This is a genomic window from Phocaeicola sp. HCN-6420, from assembly GCF_037890145.1.
GTDB lineage: Bacteria > Bacteroidota > Bacteroidia > Bacteroidales > Bacteroidaceae > Phocaeicola.
In genome coordinates, this window is record NZ_JBBKBJ010000010.1 from 1 (window position 1) to 22,284 (window position 22,284).

The 22,284-nt window shown below is 42.5% G+C and carries 19 protein-coding genes and 1 tRNA gene; 4 read left to right on the top strand and 16 right to left on the bottom strand.

All coding sequences use genetic code 11. From position 1 onward, the window contains the following. Positions 1–404: 404 nt before the first annotated feature. Positions 405–659: a 30S ribosomal protein S20 gene (gene rpsT, locus WKT12_RS07830; protein WP_007571135.1), complete on the bottom strand. Its 255-nt coding sequence runs from the start codon at positions 657–659 to the stop codon at positions 405–407. A 42-nt stretch (positions 660–701) separates the two neighbouring features. Further along, positions 702–773 (bottom strand) — tRNA-Glu (locus WKT12_RS07835). A 609-nt stretch (positions 774–1,382) separates the two neighbouring features. Here WKT12_RS07835 and recO point away from each other — a divergent pair. Then, the gene (recO, locus tag WKT12_RS07840) at positions 1,383–2,105 is read left to right on the top strand and encodes a DNA repair protein RecO (RefSeq protein ID WP_340319342.1); all 723 of its coding nucleotides are present in this window, start codon (positions 1,383–1,385) and stop codon (positions 2,103–2,105) included. Positions 2,106–2,396: 291 nt separating this feature from the next. On the opposite strand, the gene WKT12_RS07845 is transcribed toward recO, so the two are convergent. The 13 genes from WKT12_RS07845 to rsmH all read right to left on the bottom strand — a co-directional run bounded on the left by WKT12_RS07845 (position 2,397) and on the right by rsmH (position 17,937). Further along, the gene (locus WKT12_RS07845; RefSeq protein ID WP_021970865.1) at positions 2,397–2,846 is read right to left on the bottom strand and encodes a GatB/YqeY domain-containing protein; all 450 of its coding nucleotides are present in this window, start codon (positions 2,844–2,846) and stop codon (positions 2,397–2,399) included. A gap of 38 nt (positions 2,847–2,884) precedes the next feature. After that, complete coding sequence (gene ftsZ, locus WKT12_RS07850) at positions 2,885–4,180, bottom strand: cell division protein FtsZ (RefSeq protein ID WP_021970864.1); 1,296 nt, start codon at positions 4,178–4,180, stop codon at positions 2,885–2,887. Positions 4,181–4,209: 29 nt separating this feature from the next. Further along, complete coding sequence (gene ftsA, locus WKT12_RS07855; RefSeq protein WP_021970863.1) at positions 4,210–5,781, bottom strand: cell division protein FtsA; 1,572 nt, start codon at positions 5,779–5,781, stop codon at positions 4,210–4,212. A 3-nt stretch (positions 5,782–5,784) separates the two neighbouring features. Beyond that, positions 5,785–6,522, bottom strand: coding sequence for a cell division protein FtsQ/DivIB (locus WKT12_RS07860; RefSeq protein WP_340319344.1), 738 nt, complete (start codon positions 6,520–6,522; stop codon positions 5,785–5,787). Further along, positions 6,519–7,895 (bottom strand): UDP-N-acetylmuramate--L-alanine ligase, encoded by a 1,377-nt coding sequence (gene murC, locus WKT12_RS07865; RefSeq protein ID WP_340319345.1) that lies wholly within the window; start codon positions 7,893–7,895, stop codon positions 6,519–6,521. The genes WKT12_RS07860 and murC overlap by 4 nt, the downstream gene beginning before the upstream one ends. Beyond that, entirely contained in the window at positions 7,885–9,015 is a 1,131-nt protein-coding gene (gene murG, locus WKT12_RS07870; RefSeq protein ID WP_021970860.1) for an undecaprenyldiphospho-muramoylpentapeptide beta-N-acetylglucosaminyltransferase, read from the bottom strand. Before murG ends, murC begins: the two co-directional genes overlap by 11 nt. A gap of 100 nt (positions 9,016–9,115) precedes the next feature. Beyond that, positions 9,116–10,414, bottom strand: a complete 1,299-nt coding sequence (locus WKT12_RS07875; RefSeq protein ID WP_021970859.1) for an FtsW/RodA/SpoVE family cell cycle protein — start codon at positions 10,412–10,414, stop codon at positions 9,116–9,118. An 18-nt stretch (positions 10,415–10,432) separates the two neighbouring features. Further along, positions 10,433–11,767 carry a UDP-N-acetylmuramoyl-L-alanine--D-glutamate ligase gene (murD, locus tag WKT12_RS07880; protein WP_340319346.1) on the bottom strand — a complete coding sequence of 445 codons (1,335 nt, stop codon included), beginning with the start codon at positions 11,765–11,767 and terminating at the stop codon, positions 10,433–10,435. 7 nt (positions 11,768–11,774) lie between these two features. After that, entirely contained in the window at positions 11,775–13,043 is a 1,269-nt protein-coding gene (mraY, locus tag WKT12_RS07885) for a phospho-N-acetylmuramoyl-pentapeptide-transferase (RefSeq protein ID WP_340319347.1), read from the bottom strand. A 12-nt stretch (positions 13,044–13,055) separates the two neighbouring features. Continuing rightward, the gene (locus WKT12_RS07890; RefSeq protein ID WP_340319348.1) at positions 13,056–14,510 is read right to left on the bottom strand and encodes a UDP-N-acetylmuramoyl-L-alanyl-D-glutamate--2,6-diaminopimelate ligase; all 1,455 of its coding nucleotides are present in this window, start codon (positions 14,508–14,510) and stop codon (positions 13,056–13,058) included. A 15-nt stretch (positions 14,511–14,525) separates the two neighbouring features. Continuing rightward, complete coding sequence (locus WKT12_RS07895; protein WP_340319349.1) at positions 14,526–16,652, bottom strand: penicillin-binding protein; 2,127 nt, start codon at positions 16,650–16,652, stop codon at positions 14,526–14,528. After that, a complete protein-coding gene (locus WKT12_RS07900; protein ID WP_340319350.1) occupies positions 16,649–17,014 on the bottom strand; it encodes an FtsL-like putative cell division protein in 366 nt (121 codons plus the stop codon). Before WKT12_RS07900 ends, WKT12_RS07895 begins: the two co-directional genes overlap by 4 nt. A gap of 8 nt (positions 17,015–17,022) precedes the next feature. Continuing rightward, entirely contained in the window at positions 17,023–17,937 is a 915-nt protein-coding gene (gene rsmH, locus WKT12_RS07905) for a 16S rRNA (cytosine(1402)-N(4))-methyltransferase RsmH (RefSeq protein WP_021970853.1), read from the bottom strand. A gap of 461 nt (positions 17,938–18,398) precedes the next feature. On the opposite strand from rsmH, the gene WKT12_RS07910 reads away from it, so the two are divergent. Beyond that, entirely contained in the window at positions 18,399–19,217 is an 819-nt protein-coding gene (locus tag WKT12_RS07910) for a 1-acyl-sn-glycerol-3-phosphate acyltransferase (RefSeq protein ID WP_340319351.1), read from the top strand. Between the two features lie 24 nt (positions 19,218–19,241). Beyond that, positions 19,242–20,231: a GNAT family N-acetyltransferase gene (locus WKT12_RS07915; protein ID WP_340319352.1), complete on the top strand. Its 990-nt coding sequence runs from the start codon at positions 19,242–19,244 to the stop codon at positions 20,229–20,231. Between the two features lie 82 nt (positions 20,232–20,313). On the opposite strand, the gene WKT12_RS07920 is transcribed toward WKT12_RS07915, so the two are convergent. After that, positions 20,314–21,645, bottom strand: coding sequence for a deoxyguanosinetriphosphate triphosphohydrolase (locus WKT12_RS07920; RefSeq protein WP_340319353.1), 1,332 nt, complete (start codon positions 21,643–21,645; stop codon positions 20,314–20,316). A gap of 171 nt (positions 21,646–21,816) precedes the next feature. Between WKT12_RS07920 and dut the strand changes: the two genes are divergently transcribed. Continuing rightward, entirely contained in the window at positions 21,817–22,251 is a 435-nt protein-coding gene (gene dut / locus WKT12_RS07925) for a dUTP diphosphatase (RefSeq protein WP_021970849.1), read from the top strand. Positions 22,252–22,284 lie beyond the last annotated feature (33 nt).

Sequence of the window (22,284 nt, forward strand, 5' to 3'; positions counted from 1 at the left end):
ATCGGTGATACGAAAGATGGATTGCGGAACTTTTTCGAGTCTTTGCTTTTAGCAGGTCCTTTTGAAGGGTAAGCTAAACCTCTCGGAAAGTGCATGTTTCTTTTCGATTGCAATATAATGCTTTTTTTTTTAGAAAAAAGTGATTCTCTGTTTTACTGGGCAGCTTTTTCGTGTCGGTTGAGGTTTGGTGGAGTTTAGAGTTGCCTAAAGTTGTCTGGTATGACACATTGGCCGGAAGGGGGGGGCTTACAAATATCCCGAATGTTTACGTTCAGGTCTGACAGGCTTCATATTTTTCGCTTAGTCGCGAGCAGGAGGAAAGAAATGTCACAAGCCGTAGCTATAAACGACAAAAGGCCGAATCTTTTAGATTCAGCCTTAATATCCTTAAAGTGAGCAATTACTTAAGCCAATTTGCTGATATGAGCAGCCAATTTAGACTTCAAGTTAGCAGCTTTGTTCTTGTGGATAATGTTACGTTTAGCCAACTTATCCAACATTTTCTGTACGTTAGGGAACAGAGCTACAGCTTCTGCTTTGTCAGTAGTTGCACGAAGTTTCTTCACTGCGTTACGCATAGTCTTAGCATAATATCTGTTGTGAAGTCTTCTCTTTTCTTCTTGTCTGATTCTTTTGATAGATGATTTGTGATTTGCCATCTCGACTAATCTTTAATATTGTTCGTGATTTTGTTTATTATGTAGCCCGTGGGGGAATCGAACCCCCCTTTCAAGAATGAAAATCTTGCGTCCTAACCGATAGACGAACGGGCCATCCTTCGATTCAGGATTAAACCTGACTGGCTCTTCGAGGATATATATCTCTCGATTGCGGATGCAAAGGTATGAAGATTTTTCATTCCTGCAAAACTTTCTGTGATTTTTTTGCTGAGTGTCTGGCTAAATTTTCTTTTTCAGCGGTTTTATCGTTTCCTTTTGTGGTTTTTTCCTGCTGTTTTTTCTTTTAGTATAGGGGAGAAGGGTACTTCTTTTCTTGGGTATTGGGGGCGAACTTTATTGACATATTACTTAAAGCGGGAAGTATTAGGAGGTTATATCTGTGATGGAAAAAGTCTTTTATGAACAAAAACTTCAGGTGTTTTTTTGTTCTGATAGATACGATTTCTGTTCACTTAGCCTGAAAAAATGACTGCTTATGCTATCTTGATGCCAACTGGCATTTTAAGAAAAGGAGCTGATTTAGCTATTTTTGCAATAGCTGAAACTGATTGGATATATATCCAGTCGAATAGACTTATTTTGATATTTTAACAAATCCTCTCTCTCTTAAAGGTTCAATAGGTAATGTAATTCCTTGCATGGCGGGTGACTGTTTTATCTCCCATGCAGGGATTGCTTGTTTTTTTGTATCTTTGTCGCGTTATGTTACAGAAATACGTAGGTATAGTACTTCATACGGTAAAGTATAGTGACAAGTCGAACATTGTACATATTTATACCGAGCAGTCGGGCAGGATGTCTTTTCTGCTGCCGGTTCAGCGTTCGCGTAAATCGGCGGTGAAGCAGGTGCTTTTTCAGCCTTTGTCGATAGTTGAGTTTGAGGCAGATGTACGTCCTCGTTCGGGACTTCATCCCATAAAGGAAGCTAAAGCCTGGTATATCTTTACCTCTCTGCCTTACGATCCTTATAAGTCGGCCATTGCCATGTTTTTGGCAGAGTTCCTTTATCGTGCCTTGAAAGAGGAAACAACCAACATTCCTTTATATGCTTATCTGGTACATTCTGTGCAGTGGCTGGATGTATGCGAAACGAATTTCGCTAATTTTCACCTGGTGTTTCTGATGCGTTTGTCTCGCTTTCTCGGGCTTTATCCCAATGTAGAAGAATATGCTCCCAGCGATTATTTTGATTTACTGAATGCCTGTTTTGTTTCGACACAGCCTTATCACGGCATGTTTGTCCGTCCGGAAGAAGCTTCTCATATTCGCAATCTGATGCGTATGAACTACGAAACGATGCACTTGTTTGCTATGAACCGGATGGAGCGTAACCGTTGTCTGGATATAATTAATGAGTATTACCGTCTGCATTTACCGGATTTTCCGGAATTGAAATCTCTTCCTGTCTTACAGGACTTATTTTGAGGATAGAACTTGAGGGGAGGAATAGGGAACGGTTGTTGGTATCGTAACGGGAAAGTTGAGGCTGTTTTCGGAACTTCTACCTTTCATCTCTCGAAAAACGTCGGCACGTTTTCTGAAAATTTGTACAAACGTTTTTATTTTTTGTACAAAAAATAGTGGAATGTCAGGCTCTTTGCAGGAAAAGGCCGGCATGTGGTGACAAAAAAATACGGAACCTTTGCAAGTCCCGTATTTTTTGCCTTTATATTGCTTGGTTTTGTATGCACTGGGTACTGTGCATACCTTGTCAGTTTACTGCAACAATTCTTTTACTTTTGCAGAAATGGCGCGTCCTTCGGCAAGACCTGCCAGTTCTTTGCTGGCAACACCCATTACCTTACCCATATCTTTTCCGCTGGTTGCACCGACGCGGGCGATGATTTCTTTCAGCTTGGCTTCCAGTTCTTCGGGTGAAAGCTGTTTCGGAAGATAGGTTTCGATGACACGTACCTGAGCCATTTCTTCCTCAGCCAGGTCGGCACGTCCTTGTCCTTCGTATACAGCAGCAGAGTCTTTTCCTTGTTTAACCAGTTTCTGCATGATTTTTAAAGCAGCATCGTCAGTCAGTGTATCGTTTGCTCCCGGAGCTGTTTTTGCTTCGAGAAAGCATTTCTTTACATTACGCAAAGTTTCCAGTCTGACTTTGTCCTTGGCTTTCATAGCCTCTTTAATATCGTTGCTGATTTGTTCAAATAAGTCCATAGTCGTATATTATATAAGTTATTGGTTAATTTGTCGGTTTAGAAAGTGATTGTCATGGAACCATTTTCATTGTTATCCAGCTTAGGCATTGCACTTTCTTCAGCTACAGCTCTCGACTGAATGCTTTCCAGTACAGCTTTCGAGCGTTTGTAAGTAGGAGTAGTTTCTACCATGCTGATGATATCGTCGTTGTCCAGATCTTCTTGTGTGAAGATATAGATTTTATAGTTCCCTTTCTTTCTGTTGTTCTTATAGCTTCCCGGATAGAAGTCGTCGCGGCGTTCTGCCTTCTTTTGTTCTTCTTCTTCCAGTTCTTCCAAGCGTTTTTGTTCTTCGGCAGAGAGCTTGTTGCTCATGCCCGGTACATCCTTAATGCCGAATCCGGTAGCAAGGATAGTGAATTTTACTTTTTCGCCCAGACTGTCGTCGATGTATAAACCCCATTTGGTTTCTACATCTTTTCCGAAGCGGCTCATGAACTCGTGTACTTCGTTCATTTCTTCCATCATCAAGTCGCTGTTCATGCTGTAAGAGATGTTGAAAAGAACTTTTTTCGAATTGAAAATATCGTTGTTGTTCAGTAATGGAGAGTGGAGAGCGTCGGTTATAGCTTGTGTAACTCGTCCTTCTCCTTCACCATATCCGGTACTCATGATAGCTACACCTCCATCTTTCAAAACGGTTTTCACATCGTTGAAGTCGAGGTTTATCTTACCACGTATCGTAATGATTTCGGCAATGCTTTTGGCAGCTATCGAAAGTGTATCGTCGGCCTTGCCGAAAGCATTCATTACGCTCAGGTCGGAATATACGTCACGCAGGCGTTCGTTGTTGATAACCAGCAATGCATCTACATGCTTGCTCATTTCTTCTACACCGTCGAGTGCCTGGTCAATTTTTTTGTTGCCTTCAAAAAGGAACGGGATAGTAACGATACCTACCGTCAGAATACCCATTTCTTTGGCTGTCTTGGCAATGATAGGAGCAGCTCCGGTTCCGGTTCCTCCTCCCATACCTGCTGTAATGAAGGCCATTTTGCAGCCGTCATTCAACATATTCTTGACATCTTCCAGACTTTCGTTGGCAGCATCGCGTGCACGTTCCGGGCGGTTTCCCGCTCCCAGACCTTCACGTCCTAACTGAAGTTTAATAGGTACAGGCGATTCATCGAGAGCCTGATTATCTGTATTGCAGACGACGAATGTAACGTCGTGGATACCTTCTCTATACATGTGGTTGACTGCGTTACCGCCGCCACCGCCTACACCGATAACTTTAATGATACTCGGTGTTCCACTTTGGAAATCGAATGGCATAATTTTCTCGTCAGACATAATTCTTCCTTTTCTTTATGCGGTGAATATTAATCTTTCATCATCTCGTCGGCTCCGTTCTTGAGCGCATTAATCAGTCGCTTGAACGGATTATCTTCTTTCAACTTTTCTATTTCGGCAGTAAGGGAGGCTATTTCTTCTTCCTTTTCCTGCACATTCAAGCTGCGTGCCTGTTCCAGTTTTGCCAGTGCATCTTTATATTTTTTACGATTCATCTGGCGGGTAGCTTCCGTAATCAGGGTTTCACAATCGTGCAGTCGTTTTTGTGCACGTTCTTGTTCCTGACGGACTTTGGCTTCTTCCAGCTGGCGTAGTCTTTCAGCTTCGGCTTCTTTTGCGGCTTTTTCTTCGGCGGCTTTACGTTCTGCTTCAGCTTTCAGGCGGGCTTCTTCTTCTTTTTTCTGCAAGTCATCGATAAAATCTAACTGGTGACCTTTGCGGGGATCTATCTTGCAACAATTATCTTTGCCTGTGGTCAGCAGTCCAATCAGTGTATTGCTGCTTCCGTCTTGCGGAATTGTAATATCTCCTCTCAGTTCTACGGCTCCGCTTTGTGCGATGCGTATCTTTTCTATTTTGGTGATGTTGAATACAGCTTTATCCAGATTAGGCAGTTTAGATGCGCCTCCTGTCAGAATGATTCCGGCAAGCAGTTTGTCACTATATTCGGATAAGATAATCTGATTCCAAACATTTTCCAGTATTTCCTTTACACGGGCTTCAACAATGTCCTCCAGTTTATGAGCACGGATGGTACATTTTCCGTCGATGCTATATTCCTTTCCTACTTCATCATCGTTTTCGCTCGGTTCTGTATAGGCGCTTGCGTAGTGAAGTTTTAATTGTTCTGCATCTTCTTCTTCTATTTGAAGACTACAAATGTCTTTGGTTATATTATTGCTTCCCAACGGAATGACAGCAAGATGACGGAGCATATTGTTCTTGTATACCGATACCGTTGTAGTATCTGCACCAAAGTCGACAAGCGCGCACCCAGAACGTTTCTCACTTCCGGTAAGCACTGCGTTGGCTGTAGCAAGTGGAGAAAGCAGGTATTCAGCAACTTCATATCCAGCCTGACGGAAGCATTGGCGGATATTGCTCTTCAAGGAGTTGCGGGCTATGATATTCAGAAAGTTTCCTTCTATACGGTCTGTCTGAATTCCAACAGGTTCAGTAGTAAGCTGGTTGTTTCCTATTTTATATTCTTGTGGTTCAACAGCCAGAATTTCCTGATCGACCAAAGCAATATCACGATTGTTCTCCATCATGGAGTCGATCAGTGCCTGAGATATTTTGGTTTCTTCGGTTAGTTGTTTTACTTCTGTATTGCGAATGCTTCTTACAGACTGTCCTCCGATGCCCACGTATACTTTTTTGATGGATGCATGTAGCATCTCTTCCAGTTGACTGATGACTGAGGTAAGGCATTGAGTTGTTTTATCCAGGTTGTAGATTGTTCCCTTTTTGATACAATCGGAAGATCGTTCGCTGGCGTAGGCGAGAACTTGAATACTTCCGTCTGCATTCTTCTTTCCCGCAATGCCTGTTATTTTAGCCGATCCCAGTTCTATTGCTGCTATAAAGTCTGTTGCTGCCATATCTTACTTCTCCTTTTTGGTACAAATAATCTGATTGTTAAATTCTATGCTGATCCGTTCGTACTTGTTCCATCCTACCCGGTTCAGCGCGCTTTTGTAGAATGTTTGCAATTTACTGAATTTTTCTTTATAATCGCCTGGTTTTCCTAAAAAGAGTATATGATCGCCTACTCGAGGAACCAATTCCAGCTCTTGTTTGGGGGTTACGTTTATTTGTTCTATTTGCGATTCCCAAAACTTATCTCCCTGCAAGAACTTTCCCAGTGGGTATAATTCGTTCTGGGCGAACTTGCGATCGATGAATCCAGTTGCTACGACTACATGTACTGATTTTCCGGGAGCATTCATTATTTTCCCGGCATTGTCCAGATAGTAATCGTCACCGTTGCTGCTCATCACTCGCATGACAGGAACTCGTTGGTATATGTTAATCGCTACTTTCCCGCCGGAAGTAAGATAACATTCTGCATTTTCAATGAAGGGGTGATTCGAAAGGGCCTTTTCTAATTGGCGGGCATTAATGCTTGCCAGTTCTTTGCCCTCAGGATATATCTTTTTCCTTTTCAGAATGTTTTTTACTTCTTTCTGCGTGACAAAACCGTAATCGACACTATCTTTGACAGTCAATTCCATACCCTTGCAAACCCGGTTGCCAGGCTTGCTGTTGAATGTGGTAACAGCCAGGATAAGATAGGCTGCTGCCAATATTAAAGCACAGAGTATGAAAATTCGTTTTATCATTTGTCTTTCAGTAATTCGTATATTTGTGGAACATAGTTTTCTATATCGCCGGCTCCCAGTGTAATGAGAACTTCTATCTTTTTATGTTTCAGAACTTCCAGCAATTCTTCTTTGGAGCACATGCATTTTTCGATACCCGGACGTAAATTGTCATAAATGAGTTTACTGGTTACACCTTCTATCGGCAATTCACGAGCTGGATAAATGTCGAGCAGAATAACCTCATCGAGCAGTGACAAGCTGTTTGCAAAGTCTTTGTAGAAGTCGCGAGTGCGTGTATACAGATGGGGTTGGAAAATTGCCGTTATTTTTTTATCCGGATACAGCATACGGATAGAAGAAATACTTTGCTTGATTTCGGCAGGATGATGTGCATAGTCGCTCATAAATGCGATATGATCATTCTTTAACTTGAAGTCGAAGCGGCGGTCTACACCTTTAAACCCAGGCATAGCTTGTTTGATTTCTTCAGAAGTTGCTCCACCTATTTGTGCCAGAGCCATTGCGGCTATTCCATTTTCAATGTTAACATAGACAGGCACTCCTAATTGGATATCTTTTATATTTCCTAAAGGAGAAATGAAATCAAAGAAAATCTCTCCGTTACCTATTCGTATGTTTTCAGCATGAAAATCTCCTTCTTTTGTGGAGTAAGTATATACTGTTACTCCCGACTGTACATCCGGTACCAAATCTATACCTTTCTTTACAATAAGAAAACCTCCCGGTTGTATTAGCGATGTATATTTTCGGAAACTTTCCACGTAGGCTTCATGAGTTCCGTAAATGTCCAAATGATCAGAGTCGGTCGCAGTGATAACAGATGCATACGGTGTCAGCCAGTGGAACGAACGGTCAAACTCGTCAGCCTCGATAACTACATATTCACTTTTATCGGACAATAATAAGTTCGTATTATAGTTTTTGGAAATACCTCCTAAAAAAGCATTACACTCTACATGAGAATGATCCAGTAGGTAAGCTGTCATTGTAGAGGTCGTAGTCTTTCCGTGGGTACCTGCGACACAGAGTCCTTTTTCAGTGCGCGTAAGCATACCTAATACTTGAGCACGTTTTTGAGTTTCAAATTCGTGTTCACGGAAATAAACCAGTTCTTTATGTTCGGCCGGAATAGCTGGTGTATAAACTATCAGCGTTGTTTCTGGATCGAGAAAGTCACTTGGAATGAGTGAAACGTTTTCTTCGTAATGAATAGCTGCTCCTTCTGCAATCAGTTTTTCTGTCAGTTCACTCGGAGTGCGGTCGTAGCCGCCAACTTTTTTCCCTTTCGACAAAAAGTAACGGACCAGTGCGCTCATTCCTATGCCTCCTGCTCCGATAAAATAAACAGCTTTCAGTGTATTAACGTTCATGTTCTTTCTTATAATTGATAGCCAGCTTATAGACCTCGTTTGCTATAACGTTTGCCGAGTCTTTAAAAGCCAGCTTAGCTATGTTTTTACTTAATTTAGTTAATGTATCAGCTTGTCCTACAGTTGCGATGGCAAGATCGAGCAATTTTTGGGTAGCTTCTGAGTCTTTAACATATAAAGCTGCATCCTTGTTGACTAAAGCTAATGCATTTTTTGTCTGATGATCTTCTGCTACATTAGGAGAAGGTACCAGTATGACTGGCTTTTGCAACAGGCAGAACTCAGAAATAGATCCTGCTCCTGCACGGCTAATGACCAGATCGGCAGCACTATATGCAGCGGCCATGTCGGAAATGAAATCGGTTGTGTGCAGCATGGGCAGCTCTCCGGCTTGTGCTACACAAGCTTTGGCTTCATTAATATAGAATTTTCCGGTCTGCCAGATAAACTGTACACCTGAATTCTTTATCTTTTCCAATCCCTGCATGACACAATTGTTTATAGTACGAGCTCCCAAGCTTCCTCCGATAATCAATATGGTTTTCTTTTGCGGGTCAAGTCCGAATGACCGGATTGCCTCTTCACGACTGATAGTGTGATTCAACAGACCTTGACGGACCGGATTACCTGTGAGAATAATTTTTTCTTTATCGAAGAAACGTTCCATACCTTCGTAAGCAACGCATATCTTACAAGCTTTCTTTGCTAATAGTTTGTTGGTTACTCCTGCATATGAATTCTGCTCTTGTATCAGGGTAGGAATTCCCATCATTCCAGCCATTTTTAAGGTTGGGCCGCTGGCATATCCGCCAACTCCCACCGCTGCGTGTGGCTTAAAGTCTTTGATAATTTGACGAGCCTTTAGCTGGCTGCGCAGTAACTTTACAAGTACACTAATGTTTTTCAGCAAATGCTTCCTGTCGAATCCGGCAACAGGCAGGCCTATTATTTTATATCCTGCGGCTGGTACGCGCTGCATTTCCATACGTCCTTCTGCACCGACAAACAATATTTCGGTATCAGGATGCTGCTCCTTGATTGCATTAGCAATGGAAACCGCTGGGAAGATATGACCTCCTGTTCCTCCTCCGCTGATTATAATCCTCAAATTATCCTTCATAATTTTATATTTTCCTGCAAAGTTAGGAATAAACTTGTAAAAATAATTATTCTGATTCTATTTTATTTAGCTGCAAAAGAGCTGGAATATAAAGCCAATCTTATTCGTGTATTGATGCTTTTTTATTGGCTTCAGATTCATCGGCTGACTGCTCTTTGGCAATGGCTGCTGCATTTTGTAGCAATGTAACTGCTGCGTCTTGTATTTGCTGCTGTTTTTCGGCTTCTTCCTGTTCCTGTTGTTTCTTCAGTTCATTTACATGACGGCTGATACTTAGTATGATTCCAATATATGCACAGTTGACAAGAGTAGAAGTTCCTCCTTTACTTATGAGCGGAAGTGGCTGTCCGGTTACCGGCATAATACCAACAGCTACCAACATGTTGAACATGGCTTGTGTAACCAACAGCATACCTATGCCCATAACCAGAAATGAATAATACGATTTATCACAGTTACGGGCTATCTTGCCGATTCTCATCAAAAGCCAGATGTATAGAAAGGCTACGATACCGCCTCCTATCAATCCTAATTCTTCGATGATAATGGCATAGATGAAATCGGAAAAAGCCTGTGAAAGGAAGTCTCGTTGTACACTATTTCCCGGACCTTTACCCAATACGTTGCTTGTTGCTATTGCGATATTGGCATGAGCAATCTGACCGTCTGCATCAATGTCGAATTTTTCTGGTGGTACAGTAGATGTATCGAAGTGATTATCCAGACGACTTTGCCAGGTAACCATACGATGCAAACCTACCTTGTCCCAGGTTTCAGACGGTACATATTTGATTGTTGCAACAGCAAAAATCAAAAGGCCAATACAAATTCCCAAAAGTGCACCTAATTGTTTAAACGGTACTCTGCCGACATACATCATAAGGAAGACACTTCCTGCTAACAGTACTGCTGTGGAAAGATTTTCCGTAACGATAAGGATGCAGGTTATCCCCGTAACCCACAGAATATATTTGAAAGCTTTCGGGTTAGCCTGCTTTTCCTCTTGCATTTTCGACAAGATAAATGCTACGGTTATGATGGTTGCCATTTTGGCTACTTCAGAAGGCTGAAACTGGATAAATCCTAAATCTATCCAACGTTTGGCTCCATTGGTCAATGCACCTACCACAAAAACAAAAATCAGCATAACCCACGATATTGGTAGCAACACGACGAACGTCTTGAACCATCGGCAGGGAATATTATGTATAATAAGTATGACGATGACTCCCACTGCCATCAATATCATATGCATGGTGATAGGCCTCCAGTGATCACCGCTTTTATACGTCAGCGTACTGGAAGCACTGAATACTTCAATGATAGAAACGAGGCAAAGTAACAAAAAGATTATCCAGATTACTTTGTCGCCTTTGAATAAGTTTTTTAGCAAATCCATCTTTTCAGGATAATTTTATTATAAGTTTCTTACACACTCTTTAAATTGGTCACCACGATCTTCGTAACTCTTGAACAGGTCGAAGCTGGCGCAACATGGGCTGAGAAGTACCGTCTCACCTTTTTTAGCCATATGGTAAGCAGCATCCACAGCATCTTTCATGCTCTGTACATCGGCGATAGGTAAGCCGAATCCGTCGAAGAAAGCATGAAGCTTTTCGTTGTGCAGACCCAGAAATATCAGACCGGAACATTTTTCCTTTACCAGTCCGGCTATTTCATTGTAGTCGTTTCCTTTATCCTTTCCACCCAAAATAAGTACCGTTTTTGTTTTCATGCTGCTCAATGCATACCAACATGAGTTTACATTGGTCGCTTTTGAGTCGTTGATATAGTCTACGCCACGTACTCGAGTAACTTTTTCCAAGCGATGTTCTACTCCCTTGAAATCACTTAATGCCTCACGGATACATTCTTTCCGGATACCTGCGATGTTAGCAGAAATACCGGCTGCCATAGAATTGAACAGGTTATGAGTACCTGTCAATGCAAGCTCTTCCTGTTCCATGTTAAATTCAATGGGCTTTGTAAAATAAACCTTGTTCTGTTCTACAAAGGCTGCCAGTCCTTCCTCTCTCTTTTCGGCAAAAGGATAGTAGCGTCCGTGTATTCCATATTTATGCAATTCCTTTTGAATAACAGGATCATCGTTCCAGAAAATGAAAGCATCGTTGTCCGTCTGGTTTTGTATGATGCGGAATTTAGCATCTACATAATTCTGCATTTTATAATCGTAACGGTCCAGGTGGTCGGGCGTGATGTTCATCAAGACAGCAATGTTGGCATGGAACTTATACATATTATCCAACTGGAAGCTGCTTAGCTCGATAACATAATAATCGTAGTTGCATTCTGCCACCTGATATGCCAGGCTCTGTCCGATATTTCCCGCCAGTCCTACGTTTAATCCTGCTTTCTTAAAGATATGATAAATAAGAGAAGTAGTAGTAGTCTTTCCGTTACTTCCGGTGATACAAATCATCTTGGCGTTGGTATATCGTCCTGCAAATTCAATTTCAGAAATGATTGGAGTTCCTTTTTCCTTCAATTTCAGAATTAATGGGGCATCGTTGGGGATACCCGGGCTTTTGATAACCTCGTCAGCATTAAGAATCAGCTCTTCAGTATGGTGTCCTTCTTCCCACTGAATGCCTCTTTCGTTCAACATGTTCTTGTATTTGTCTTTTATCAAAGACATATCAGAAACAAAGGTATCGAAACCTTTTTTCTGTGCCAGCACGGCTGCTCCCGCACCGCTTTCGCCGGCTCCTAAAATGACAATTCTTTTTGCCATGATACGTTTATCTTATCTTTAAAGTTATAATTGTTATTGCTGCTAATACGATAGTGACAATCCAGAATCGGACGGTTATCTTCGATTCATGGAATACACTGCTTGGAGAAGTAATCAGGTACGTACAACTTGGATCAAGCTGTGATAAAGTTGTACGGAAGTGATCGTGTATCGGTGTGCGCTTGAAGATACGACGCTTGAGTCCTTTCTTCTTGCCGCTTCTGAAATATCTTACCTGAAGGATGACTGACAGGTTTTCTACGAGGAATATTCCGCATAGTATGGGAATCAGCAACTCTTTATGTATGATGATTGCAAATACGGCAATGATACCTCCAATAGTCAAACTTCCTGTGTCGCCCATAAATACTTGTGCCGGGAAAGCATTGTACCAAAGGAAGCCGATTAAGGCTCCAATAAAGGCACAGATAAATATTACCAGCTCTTCACTTCCTGGAATATACATGATATTCAAATAGCTGGCATATTCTATGTGGCTGGATACATAAGCCAATATTCCTAAGGTCACTCCGATAATGGCAGAGTTTCCTGCTGCCATACCATCCATACCGTCATTCAGATTGGCTCCATTCGATACCGCAGTTACGACAAAGATAGTGACCAATACGAAAACAATCCAGCCGGCTGTCTGTGCATGTTCTCCCATGAATCCTACAAAATCGGCATAGTCTAAGTTATTGTTCTTGAAAAAGGGGATAGTCGTTTTTGTAGATTTTTCGTCTTGGCTTTTATGTACCACATCTACCACATGTCCGTCTTTCTGAATCTCTACGTTCTCACGGATAACCACATTCGGACTCAGGTAAAGAGTTAGCCCAACGATTAATCCTAATCCCACCTGACCGATAATCTTGAATTTACCATGAAGCCCTTCCTTGTCTTTACGGAATACCTTGATATAGTCATCGGCAAAGCCTAAGCTTCCCAGCCAGATAGTCGTAATCAGCATCAGTATCATATAAATGTTGTGCAGCTTTCCCAGTAGAAGGCAGGGAATAAGTATTGCAACAATGATGATGATTCCTCCCATCGTGGGGACTCCTACTTTATTTACATTAAACGGGTCTATTGAAGCATCACGCTGTGTCTCCGTAATTTGTTTTTTCTTGAGCAGCTTGATGAAATATTCTCCGAAAATGGCAGATATAAGTAGTGACAAAATGATAGCCATGAGTGCCCGGAACGATACGTAACCAAACATACGCGCCCCCGGAAAATCAAGCTGTTCTAAATAGTTGAATAAATAATATAACATGTTGTATTTGTATTATTCGTTATCAAAAATCTCTGTTAATACCTCCTTGTCATCAAAATGATGTTTTACACCTTTTATATCCTGATAATTTTCATGTCCTTTTCCTGCTACAAGGATTACGTCGCCCGCTTGTGCCAGCATACAAGCTGTACGGATAGCTTCCTTACGGTCAGCGATGGAGAGAACCTTTGTCATATCTTCTTTAGTCAAGCCAGCCAGCATATCGTTGATGATATCCTGAGGCTCTTCAAAACGAGGATTGTCGGATGTGATGATTACACGGTCACTTTGTTTGACCGATTCCTGTGCCATCAGAGGGCGTTTGCCTTTATCTCGGTTGCCGCCGGCTCCAACTACAGTGATAACTCGTCCTCTTCCTTTCAATACTTCGTGGATAGCATTCAAAACATTGACCAATGCATCTGGAGTATGAGCATAATCTACTATTGCTGTATAACCTTTTTGGGAGCGCAATGCGTCAAAGCGTCCGGCCACCGGACGAAGTGTGCTTAATATAAGCAATACATCTTCAGGCTGTTTACCCAACAAGCATGCTGCGCCATATACGGCCAGTAGATTGGAAGCATTGAAGCGTCCGATGAATTGTACATTGACTTCCCGGTTGTTTATATCCATCAGCATGCCTTCAAATCCATCTTCCAATACCTTTCCCTTGAAATCGCAGAGTGTACGCAGTGAATAAGTCGCAACTTTAGCTTTGGTATTTTGTACCATGACGCTGCCATTTTTGTCGTCCAGATTAGTCAGGGCAAAAGCTGTTTTGGGAAGTCCGTCGAAAAATGCCTTTTTTGCCTTCAGGTAATTTTCGAAAGTTTTGTGATAATCCAGATGGTCGCGAGTGATATTGGTAAAGATACCCCCTACGAATCTCAAACCTCCGATACGCTTTTGTGCGATGGAATGAGAACTGACTTCCATAAATGCATATTTACAGCCTTCGTCTGCCATACGTCCCAGCAGGCGGTTTAGTGTAATAGGATCGGGAGTTGTATGATCTGTTGGTATAGCTTCTCCGTCGATGTAGTTGCAGACAGTGGACAGCAGCCCCACCTTATATCCGAATTTGCGGAACATATTATATAATAAGGTGGCGATAGTAGTTTTTCCGTTTGTTCCAGTAACTCCTACCAGATCAAGTTTCGATGTAGGATCCCCATAAAAAGTTGTTGCCAATTTACCTACTGCATCTTCCGTATCCGCTACTGTTACATAAGTAACATTCTCATTCAGCTCTTCAGGTAATGTTTCACAAACGATGGCGGTTGCTCCTTTTTCAATAGCTTTTGCGATATAAGCATGTCCGTCGGTCTGAGTTCCCTTTACGGCAACAAACAAATGTCCGGCTTCTACCAGACGAGAGTCCATTTGAATACCCTTAATTTCTTTGTCCACATTACCTCTTGTTTCGCAGACATTGACGGATTTGATAATATTTTCCAGTTTCATGTTTTTATGTTATTTCTAATGCTTTAATGTTAATGTAATAGTCTGTCCTTTATGAATCGGAGAGCCGGCCGGAATGCTTTGGGCTTTTACTTCACCCACTCCTACAAGTCGTACTCTCAGACCATAGTCTTCCAGTAAGTATACCGCATCCTTTGCCCCCATGTTTAATACATTTGGAACCTGATGCTTGTTCAGTTTCGTCATTTTCAGATCGGCATAGGTGTGTGTGCATTGGGCTTTTCCCCATAAAGGCTGGGTAGAGTAGGGAACAGTTTTGCTGTTTCCCGGAATGTTCAGTGCACGAAGTACATATGACGATTCTTCGATATCCCCATTCTTTACCTCCGGTATCAGTACAGCCGTCGAGTCTTTTGCATGAGCAAGGTCACGATACAGATGTTTGGCATAGATGCGCTCGGCTATACGACTGAATACACTTCCTGCCTGTAAGCCTCCGGATGCAGGTCCGTGAGGTATCTGTATGGAAACGATGCAACTGTATTTGGGTGCTTCTGAAGGAAAATATCCGCAGAAACTAACCAGATAACTTACTCCTCCGGATTTATATCCAGCCTTACCCTGAGAAATCTGCGCTGTACCAGTTTTACCTGATACGCTGAACTGCTTGCTTCCTGCCGGTTTGGCAAGTCCTTCAGATACGACTTTACGCAAAATGGTACGGATCATGGTCAATGTCGTATCCGAACAGATTTTGGGGTTGACAACTTCTGTTGGGATTTCCTCCAATATTTCACCGTCTTTCGAAATGGCCTTTACAAATTTAGGCTTTATCATCACCCCATCGTTGGCAATGGCATTGTAGAAATTCAGGATGTAAATAGGGGGAATCATGGTTTCGTAACCAATACTCATCCACGGCAAGGTCGTTTTTGCGAAATAACGTTCCTTCGGACCGAGAATTCGCGGACTGGCTTCTCCCACAAATCCCAGATGAAGCGGAGTGTCAATGCTCATACGTTTCAGACCGTCGACGAACTTTTGAGGATTATTCTTGTAGAATTTATCGATGATAGTCGATACTCCCACGTTCGATGATACCTCCAAGATTTTGGTTACATCTATTTTTCCGTATCCGCCTTTGTACCAGTTCCAGTCCTTCATCCAGCTACCGTACATGTTGACCATTCCGTTGCCGGTATCTACTTCATAGTCGGGAGTGATGTATTTATCCTCCATGGCAACCATGATAGATGCTGTTTTGAAAGTAGAACCCGGTTCCATCAGGTTGCTTACGGCTGCATTTCGCATTTCATAATAATTGCCGTCGCTGGCACGTGTCATATTGACATTGGCTTTCACCTCGCCGGTTTTTACTTCCATTACGACTGCTACTCCCGAAATCGCCTCCAGTGTTTTCAGTTGGTCTACCAATGCTTTCTCGGCAATATCCTGCATGTCGACATCGATTGTCGTGATGATATCACAACCGTCTACAGCTGGCTTGTCGATAATGTTCAAATATTTGTTCATAACCTTTTGGCGGTGAGTAATTCCGTTCTGTCCTTTTAAAATGGAATCGTAAGTTAATTCCAGACCGTTTTTTGCTCCTTGTGCCATGTCAGGGTACATATCTCCCAGTGTTCGCATAGCCAGTGAACCGAACGGTTTCTTGCGCTGGTTGAATGTTTCCACATGCAAGCCACCTCTGTTGGGGCTCAGTTCGAATACGGGCAGGCGTTTGACTTCCTTGTATTCGATATACGAAATACGCTGAGGGTAAATCAGAAAATGACGGCTTTTAGAACGGCGTCCTTTCAGCAAGTGCTTGCGGAATTCTTGCGCACTTTTATCCGGGAATATTTCGTGAAGTCCCTGACTGATTTCTGCCAGATGGTTCATCAGCATGGTATCTTTCTCCGTTCCTCCGGCACGGAAATCCATGTAGATACGATATTCGGGCAGGCTGCTTGCCATCAGTTTCCCGTCGGAAGAAATGATGTTTCCTCGTGTGGGGGGCACGATTACGTTTTCTTTTACGAAACGGTCGGCTACATCTTTCCAGTATTGTCGTTCGGCAAACATGATGAATCCTGCCTTGACTATAATCAGTACAGCCAGCACAAACATGATTACCACGATAAACGTGTAGCGCAACATTATATTTTTAAGTCCGGGTATCATTTCTTTTCGTCTTCTTTTTTAATCAGATAAGGAGGAGTTGCCGCTGTTTGCAGCGGAGTACCTTCGGTTGCTATATATTCTTCGATGCGCGACTGGCGGCTTCGTTCCGTCAGTTCGGAAGAAATGGTCAGCGCATCGTATTTGATGTCTGTCAGTTCCTTTTTCAGCCGGTCTATTTCAATCTGTTCCTGCTGGCTGGAATAGCGGTTGTCTATGTACAAGATAGTAAGAATGACAATCAGGATAAGCAGGTTTGCTTGTCTTTTCAGGAAGCTGTGTGCCAGAATATCTCCTCCCAAAATACTCTTCAGCGTAATATGTGAAGAGCCTTGTTGTTGTGATGTTGTATCTTGCTGTTCCATGAGTTTAACTATTTCTTTTCTGCTATACGTAATTTTGCGCTTCGTGACCGTGGATTTCGGGCTATTTCTTCGTCCGAAGGAACGATTACCTTGTTGTTTACCGCACGGAAAGGACTCTGCACGTTGCCGTAGAAGTCTTGTTCTACCTTACCTTCCACGTTGCCTGTCTTGATAAGATTCTTTACGATGCGGTCTTCCAGCGAATGATAAGTAATGATTACCAGCCGTCCTCCGGGCTTTAGCGCTTCGGTTGCCGCATACAGCATCTCCTTCAGTGCTTCCATTTCCTGGTTGACCTCAATGCGCAGTGCCTGAAAGACCTTGGCGAGTTCTTTCTTCTCACGCTCTCTTCCAAACAAAGGCTTTATCACTTCCAAGAAGTCGCCGATAGTAACGAATTGTTTCTGTGTACGAGCTTTAACCAGAACCGAAGCCAGCTTGCGGCTATTTTTTAACTCTCCGTACAGATAAAAGACATTAGCCAGTCGTTCTTCTTCGTAAGTGTTTACAATGTCGGCAGCCGTCAATCCGGCACGTTTGTTCATGCGCATATCCAGATTGCCGTCGAAGCGGAATGAAAAGCCGCGTTCCGAGTCGTCGAAATGATGCGATGAAACTCCCAGATCGGCAAGTATAGCATCTACTTCTTCCACACCGTAATAGCGGAGAAAGTTATGAAGGTAGCGGAAATTGCTTCGGACGAAAGTGAAGCGCGGGTCATCGACGATATTCTTTTCGGCGTCTTCATCCTGGTCGAAGCTGTATAGGTGACTGTCTGCATCCATGCGGCGCAGAATCTCCTTTGAGTGTCCTCCGCCTCCGAATGTCATGTCGGCATAGATGCCTGCAGGGTGAAGATTCATGCCTTCGATGCTTTCGTTCAGCAATACTGGTATGTGATATATCTGTTCTGTTTCGTTCATTATTATGCTGTTACTTTAATAGGTTTACACCTTATATATATTGGGCTGGTAAAATTACATATTTCCCGACAATTAAAGGGTATAGTTTTATGAAAATATTTGAGGAAGTTATCAACAGGTAAAGGCATTATTGTGAAATATCGTGGCGATGCGAAAAAACCTCGGGAAGTTTTCTGAAAAACCTCTTGACGTTTTTTGAAAATTTGTACAAAAAAAATAAGAATTTGTACAAATTTTAGGTGAAACTCTAAGTCGTTGGTTTTGTGGTAAGTGCTTCTTTTTTATAAATCCGCTGGGGGATAAAGGAAAATTTGCACATTTAATTGCCTTATTGTGCAATTCTGTTACATTTTAATTCATTGTGTCCTTTTTTTCTGGCTTTGATGTTACATTTTTTCGATATAAGTGAGCAACATTACGAAAGATAGATTACATTTGCAAAGAAATGTGTGAATGAAATAATGGCTAGCGATTCGATTTTTTTAATAGACATTGATAAAATCTTGAAGGAGAAGGCTGGGAAAAAAGCCAGGCGAATTCCTCGCTTTTTTGTTTCTTATCTGAAGCATATCGTGCATCAGGAGGAGATTAATGCTTTCCTGAAAAGCGTAAAAGATAAAAGCGGGGTTGATTTTCTGGCTGCATGTATGGGCTTTCTGGATGCAAAGTTGGATGTACATGGGCTGGAGAATTTGCCAGAAGACGGACTGTGCACGTTTGTGTCGAACCATCCGTTGGGCGGTCAGGACGGCGTTGCACTGGGGTATTTGTTGGGAACGCACTACAACGGACGCATCAAGTATCTGGTCAACGATTTGCTGATGAACCTGCATGGATTGGCTCCACTCTGCATTCCTATCAACAAGACCGGATCGCAGTCGCGCGATTTTCCCAGAATGGTAGAAGAGGGATTCCGCTCCGACAGCCACATCATAATGTTTCCTGCCGGCATATGTTCCCGCCGTCAGCATGGTGTTATCAAAGATTTAGCGTGGAAGAAAACATTTATTACCAAGAGTATTGAAACCCAGCGCTATGTAGTGCCTATACATTTTGAAGGGCGGAACTCCAATTTTTTCTATAATCTTGCCAACGCTTGTAAGTTCTTTGGAATAAAATTTAATATAGCCATGTTGTATCTGGCAGACGAAATGTTCAAGAACCGTCATAAAACGTTTCGGGTAACCATCGGGAAGCCTATACCCTGGCATGCATTCGATAAATCCAAATCTCCGGCCGAGTGGGCAGAATATGTCAGAGATTTGGTCTATAAACTGTAATTTAGGAAGATTTTAATTACATATATGGAAGATATTATTGCACCTATTGACAGAGAGTTACTTAAGTCGGAACTGACCGCTGAAAGGCGTTTGAGGTCGACTAATAAAAGCCATAACGAAATCTATATCGTAAACTGGAAGAATGCTCCTAATGTGCTGAAGGAGATTGGCCGTTTGCGTGAGATAGCTTTCCGTGCTGCCGGAGGTGGAACCGGGAAAGCATTAGACCTGGATGAATATGACTTAATGGAAAATCCTTACCAGCAACTGGTGGTCTGGAATCCGGATGCGGAAGAAATTCTTGGAGGTTATCGTTATATATTGGGAGATGAGGTAGAGTTTGATAAGCAGGGAAAACCTGTGCTGGCTACTGCTCATATGTTCAATTTTTCAGAAAAATTCCTGAAGGAATATCTTCCTACGACTATTGAATTGGGACGTTCGTTTGTTACACTGGAATATCAGTCAACCCGTGCGGGTTCGAAGGGACTGTTTGCGCTCGATAATCTATGGGATGGTCTGGGTGCCTTGACGGTGGTTAAGTCGAATGTTAAATATTTTTTTGGCAAGATGACGATGTATCCCAGTTACAATCGTTTTGGACGTGATATGATTCTCTTCTTCCTGAAGAAGCATTTCTCCGACAAGGACGGTTTGATTACTCCGATGGTTCCGCTGGAAATTGAAACAGACCCGGCTGTCTTGGAAAAATTATTCTGTTACGATACGTTCAAGGATGATTATAAGGTATTGAATTCGGAAGTGCGTAAACTGGGTTATAATATACCTCCTTTGGTAAATGCTTACATGAGTTTGTCGCCTACCATGCGTATGTTTGGTACAGCTATCAACGACGGCTTTGGTGATGTGGAGGAAACCGGTATCCTGATTGCCGTGGATGAAATTCTGGAAGAGAAACGTATTCGTCACATCGAATCGTATATCAAGGAACATCCGGAGGCGCTTCAAATCACTTCTGGTGCTAATCCGGTGGTTTCAAAAAGTTCAATCTGATTTTGATCAAATAAATTAGGAGCCGGTTCCATATATGACGTTCCATTTGGAACAGATATATGGAATCGGCTTTATTGTTGTTTTAAACGGCAGGCAGGCTGTTTCCGTTTATCTTGCGGTATAAATCGAGTGCATATACGTCGGTCATGCCTGAAATGTAATCGAGTACGGCTTGTATTTTCCCGTATAAGGTAGGTGCCTGTACTTCGTATTGTTTCGATACGCGGTTGATGAGTAACTTGGAATAAGCCTTGTCGGGGTATCTGACTGCTTCTATCATCAGGTCGATTAAGGTCGTAATGACTTGATAACCGGCAAGCTCGATGTCAAGAACGTCTTTTGAACAATAAATTTTTGCGAAGGCTGTCTTTGAGCAATTTGCATATGCTTTTCGTATCGGTTCATCCATGTGTTTGATAAGAGGCCCCTCGAAAGTGCCGGAAAGAATCTGTTCTTCGTTTTCGACAAAGACTTGTGTGCATGCTTGTATCAGTACGCCTATGGCAGATGTGCGCAGATAGGCTATCCGTTCGTTGGTGTCTGTAACCAACTGACAGATTTCATTGATACGTTTTTTTCGGGCTTCCGTAAAAAACTGTGAATATAGTTCTTTTGTTTCTTGAGTCGTCAGAATCTTCAGTTTGTGAGCATCTTCTATGTCCATCATCTGATAGCAGATGTCGTCGGCTGCTTCTACCAGATATACCAGCGGATGGCGTGCATAGCGTACCGGTTCGCCGTCTTTACTCAGCTTGATAATGCCGAGCTCGTCTGCGATTCGCTTGTAGTCTGTTTCTTCGCTCAGAAAGAAACCGAATTTCTGCTTTTTCCCTGCCAGTCGTGATGAATACGGGTATTTGACAATAGAGGCAAGAGTAGAATACGTCATGACAAATCCTCCCGGCCGTCTTCCTTGAAATTGATGCGTCAGCAGACGGAAGGCATTTGCGTTTCCTTCGAAGTGAGTCAAGTCCTCCCATTCAGCTTCCGATAAAAAAGGTTTCAGTGCGAGTCCTTTCCCTTCGGAGAAATAGGTGCCAATGGCTTTCTCTCCCGAATGCCCGAAAGGAGGGTTGCCAAGGTCGTGTGCCAGGCAGGCGGCGGAAACAATGGCGCCGATTTCCGACAAGTGTGAATCTGATAATTCCGGATGTTTTTGTAAGAGGCGCATGGCAACATCGTTTCCCAGTGAACGTCCTACACAGGAAACTTCCAGACTATGAGTCAGACGGTTGTGTACGAAAATACTTCCGGGCAACGGAAATACCTGAGTTTTGTTCTGCAGACGGCGGAAAGGGGCAGAGAAAATCAACCGGTCGTAATCACGTTGAAATTCAGTTCTGTCTTCCTTTCTGGTTTCATGCAAAGCTTCCAGTCCGAAACGCTTGTTCGATATGAGTTGGTTCCAGTTCATGGTTGGTTACAGTTTTTTGCAAACTTAGGTAAAATCGCTGGAAAAACGGATAGCCGGGTGAGAAAAAGGGACGATTTTGTCTGATAAAAGATTTGTTTTTATAAAAAATGGTAAACATAAATAGTAAGTCCCCCGAAATGTTTAACTTCGCACAATTAAAATGACCGTAAAATGAAAGTACAGATTATCAATAAGTCGAAACATGCATTACCCCAGTATGCTACAAGTAGCTCGGCAGGGATGGATTTGCGCGCGAACCTGAATGAGCCTATAGTATTGAAACCTTTGCAGCGTTGTCTTGTGCCTACCGGATTATATATAGCTTTGCCCGAAGGATTTGAAGCGCAGATACGTCCCCGAAGCGGACTGGCTCTGAAAAAAGGAATTACGCTTTTGAATACACCGGGTACGATTGATGCTGATTATCGTGGTGAAATTGGTGTTATTGTGGTTAACCTTTCTACAGAGGATTTTGTGATAGAAGATGGTGAACGCATTGCACAGATGGTAATTGCTCGTTATGAACAGGCCGAATGGCAGGAGGTGGAAGTGTTGGAAGATACTGAGCGTGGAGCTGGTGGCTTCGGACATACAGGAGTAAAATAACGAAGCGTGTCCGTATTCCTTTATCTAAAAATT

What these genes read in the sequence shown, in the direction of transcription:
- ftsA (WP_021970863.1), bottom strand. Translation starts at nt 5,781, where the DNA reads ATGGCAGCAACAGACTTTATAGCAGCAATAGAACTGGGATCGGCTAAA.
- rsmH (WP_021970853.1), bottom strand. Translation starts at nt 17,937, where the DNA reads ATGAACGAAACAGAACAGATATATCACATACCAGTATTGCTGAACGAA.
- recO (WP_340319342.1), top strand. Translation starts at nt 1,383, where the DNA reads ATGTTACAGAAATACGTAGGTATAGTACTTCATACGGTAAAGTATAGT.
- mraY (WP_340319347.1), bottom strand. Translation starts at nt 13,043, where the DNA reads ATGTTATATTATTTATTCAACTATTTAGAACAGCTTGATTTTCCGGGG.
- WKT12_RS07890 (WP_340319348.1), bottom strand. Translation starts at nt 14,510, where the DNA reads ATGAAACTGGAAAATATTATCAAATCCGTCAATGTCTGCGAAACAAGA.
- murG (WP_021970860.1), bottom strand. Translation starts at nt 9,015, where the DNA reads ATGAAGGATAATTTGAGGATTATAATCAGCGGAGGAGGAACAGGAGGT.
- rpsT (WP_007571135.1), bottom strand. Translation starts at nt 659, where the DNA reads ATGGCAAATCACAAATCATCTATCAAAAGAATCAGACAAGAAGAAAAG.
- WKT12_RS07875 (WP_021970859.1), bottom strand. Translation starts at nt 10,414, where the DNA reads ATGGATTTGCTAAAAAACTTATTCAAAGGCGACAAAGTAATCTGGATA.
- ftsZ (WP_021970864.1), bottom strand. Translation starts at nt 4,180, where the DNA reads ATGTCTGACGAGAAAATTATGCCATTCGATTTCCAAAGTGGAACACCG.
- WKT12_RS07845 (WP_021970865.1), bottom strand. Translation starts at nt 2,846, where the DNA reads ATGGACTTATTTGAACAAATCAGCAACGATATTAAAGAGGCTATGAAA.
- WKT12_RS07920 (WP_340319353.1), bottom strand. Translation starts at nt 21,645, where the DNA reads ATGAACTGGAACCAACTCATATCGAACAAGCGTTTCGGACTGGAAGCT.
- murC (WP_340319345.1), bottom strand. Translation starts at nt 7,895, where the DNA reads ATGAACGTTAATACACTGAAAGCTGTTTATTTTATCGGAGCAGGAGGC.
- WKT12_RS07900 (WP_340319350.1), bottom strand. Translation starts at nt 17,014, where the DNA reads ATGGAACAGCAAGATACAACATCACAACAACAAGGCTCTTCACATATT.
- WKT12_RS07860 (WP_340319344.1), bottom strand. Translation starts at nt 6,522, where the DNA reads ATGATAAAACGAATTTTCATACTCTGTGCTTTAATATTGGCAGCAGCC.
- WKT12_RS07910 (WP_340319351.1), top strand. Translation starts at nt 18,399, where the DNA reads ATGGCTAGCGATTCGATTTTTTTAATAGACATTGATAAAATCTTGAAG.
- WKT12_RS07915 (WP_340319352.1), top strand. Translation starts at nt 19,242, where the DNA reads ATGGAAGATATTATTGCACCTATTGACAGAGAGTTACTTAAGTCGGAA.
- WKT12_RS07895 (WP_340319349.1), bottom strand. Translation starts at nt 16,652, where the DNA reads ATGATACCCGGACTTAAAAATATAATGTTGCGCTACACGTTTATCGTG.
- murD (WP_340319346.1), bottom strand. Translation starts at nt 11,767, where the DNA reads ATGGCAAAAAGAATTGTCATTTTAGGAGCCGGCGAAAGCGGTGCGGGA.
- dut (WP_021970849.1), top strand. Translation starts at nt 21,817, where the DNA reads ATGAAAGTACAGATTATCAATAAGTCGAAACATGCATTACCCCAGTAT.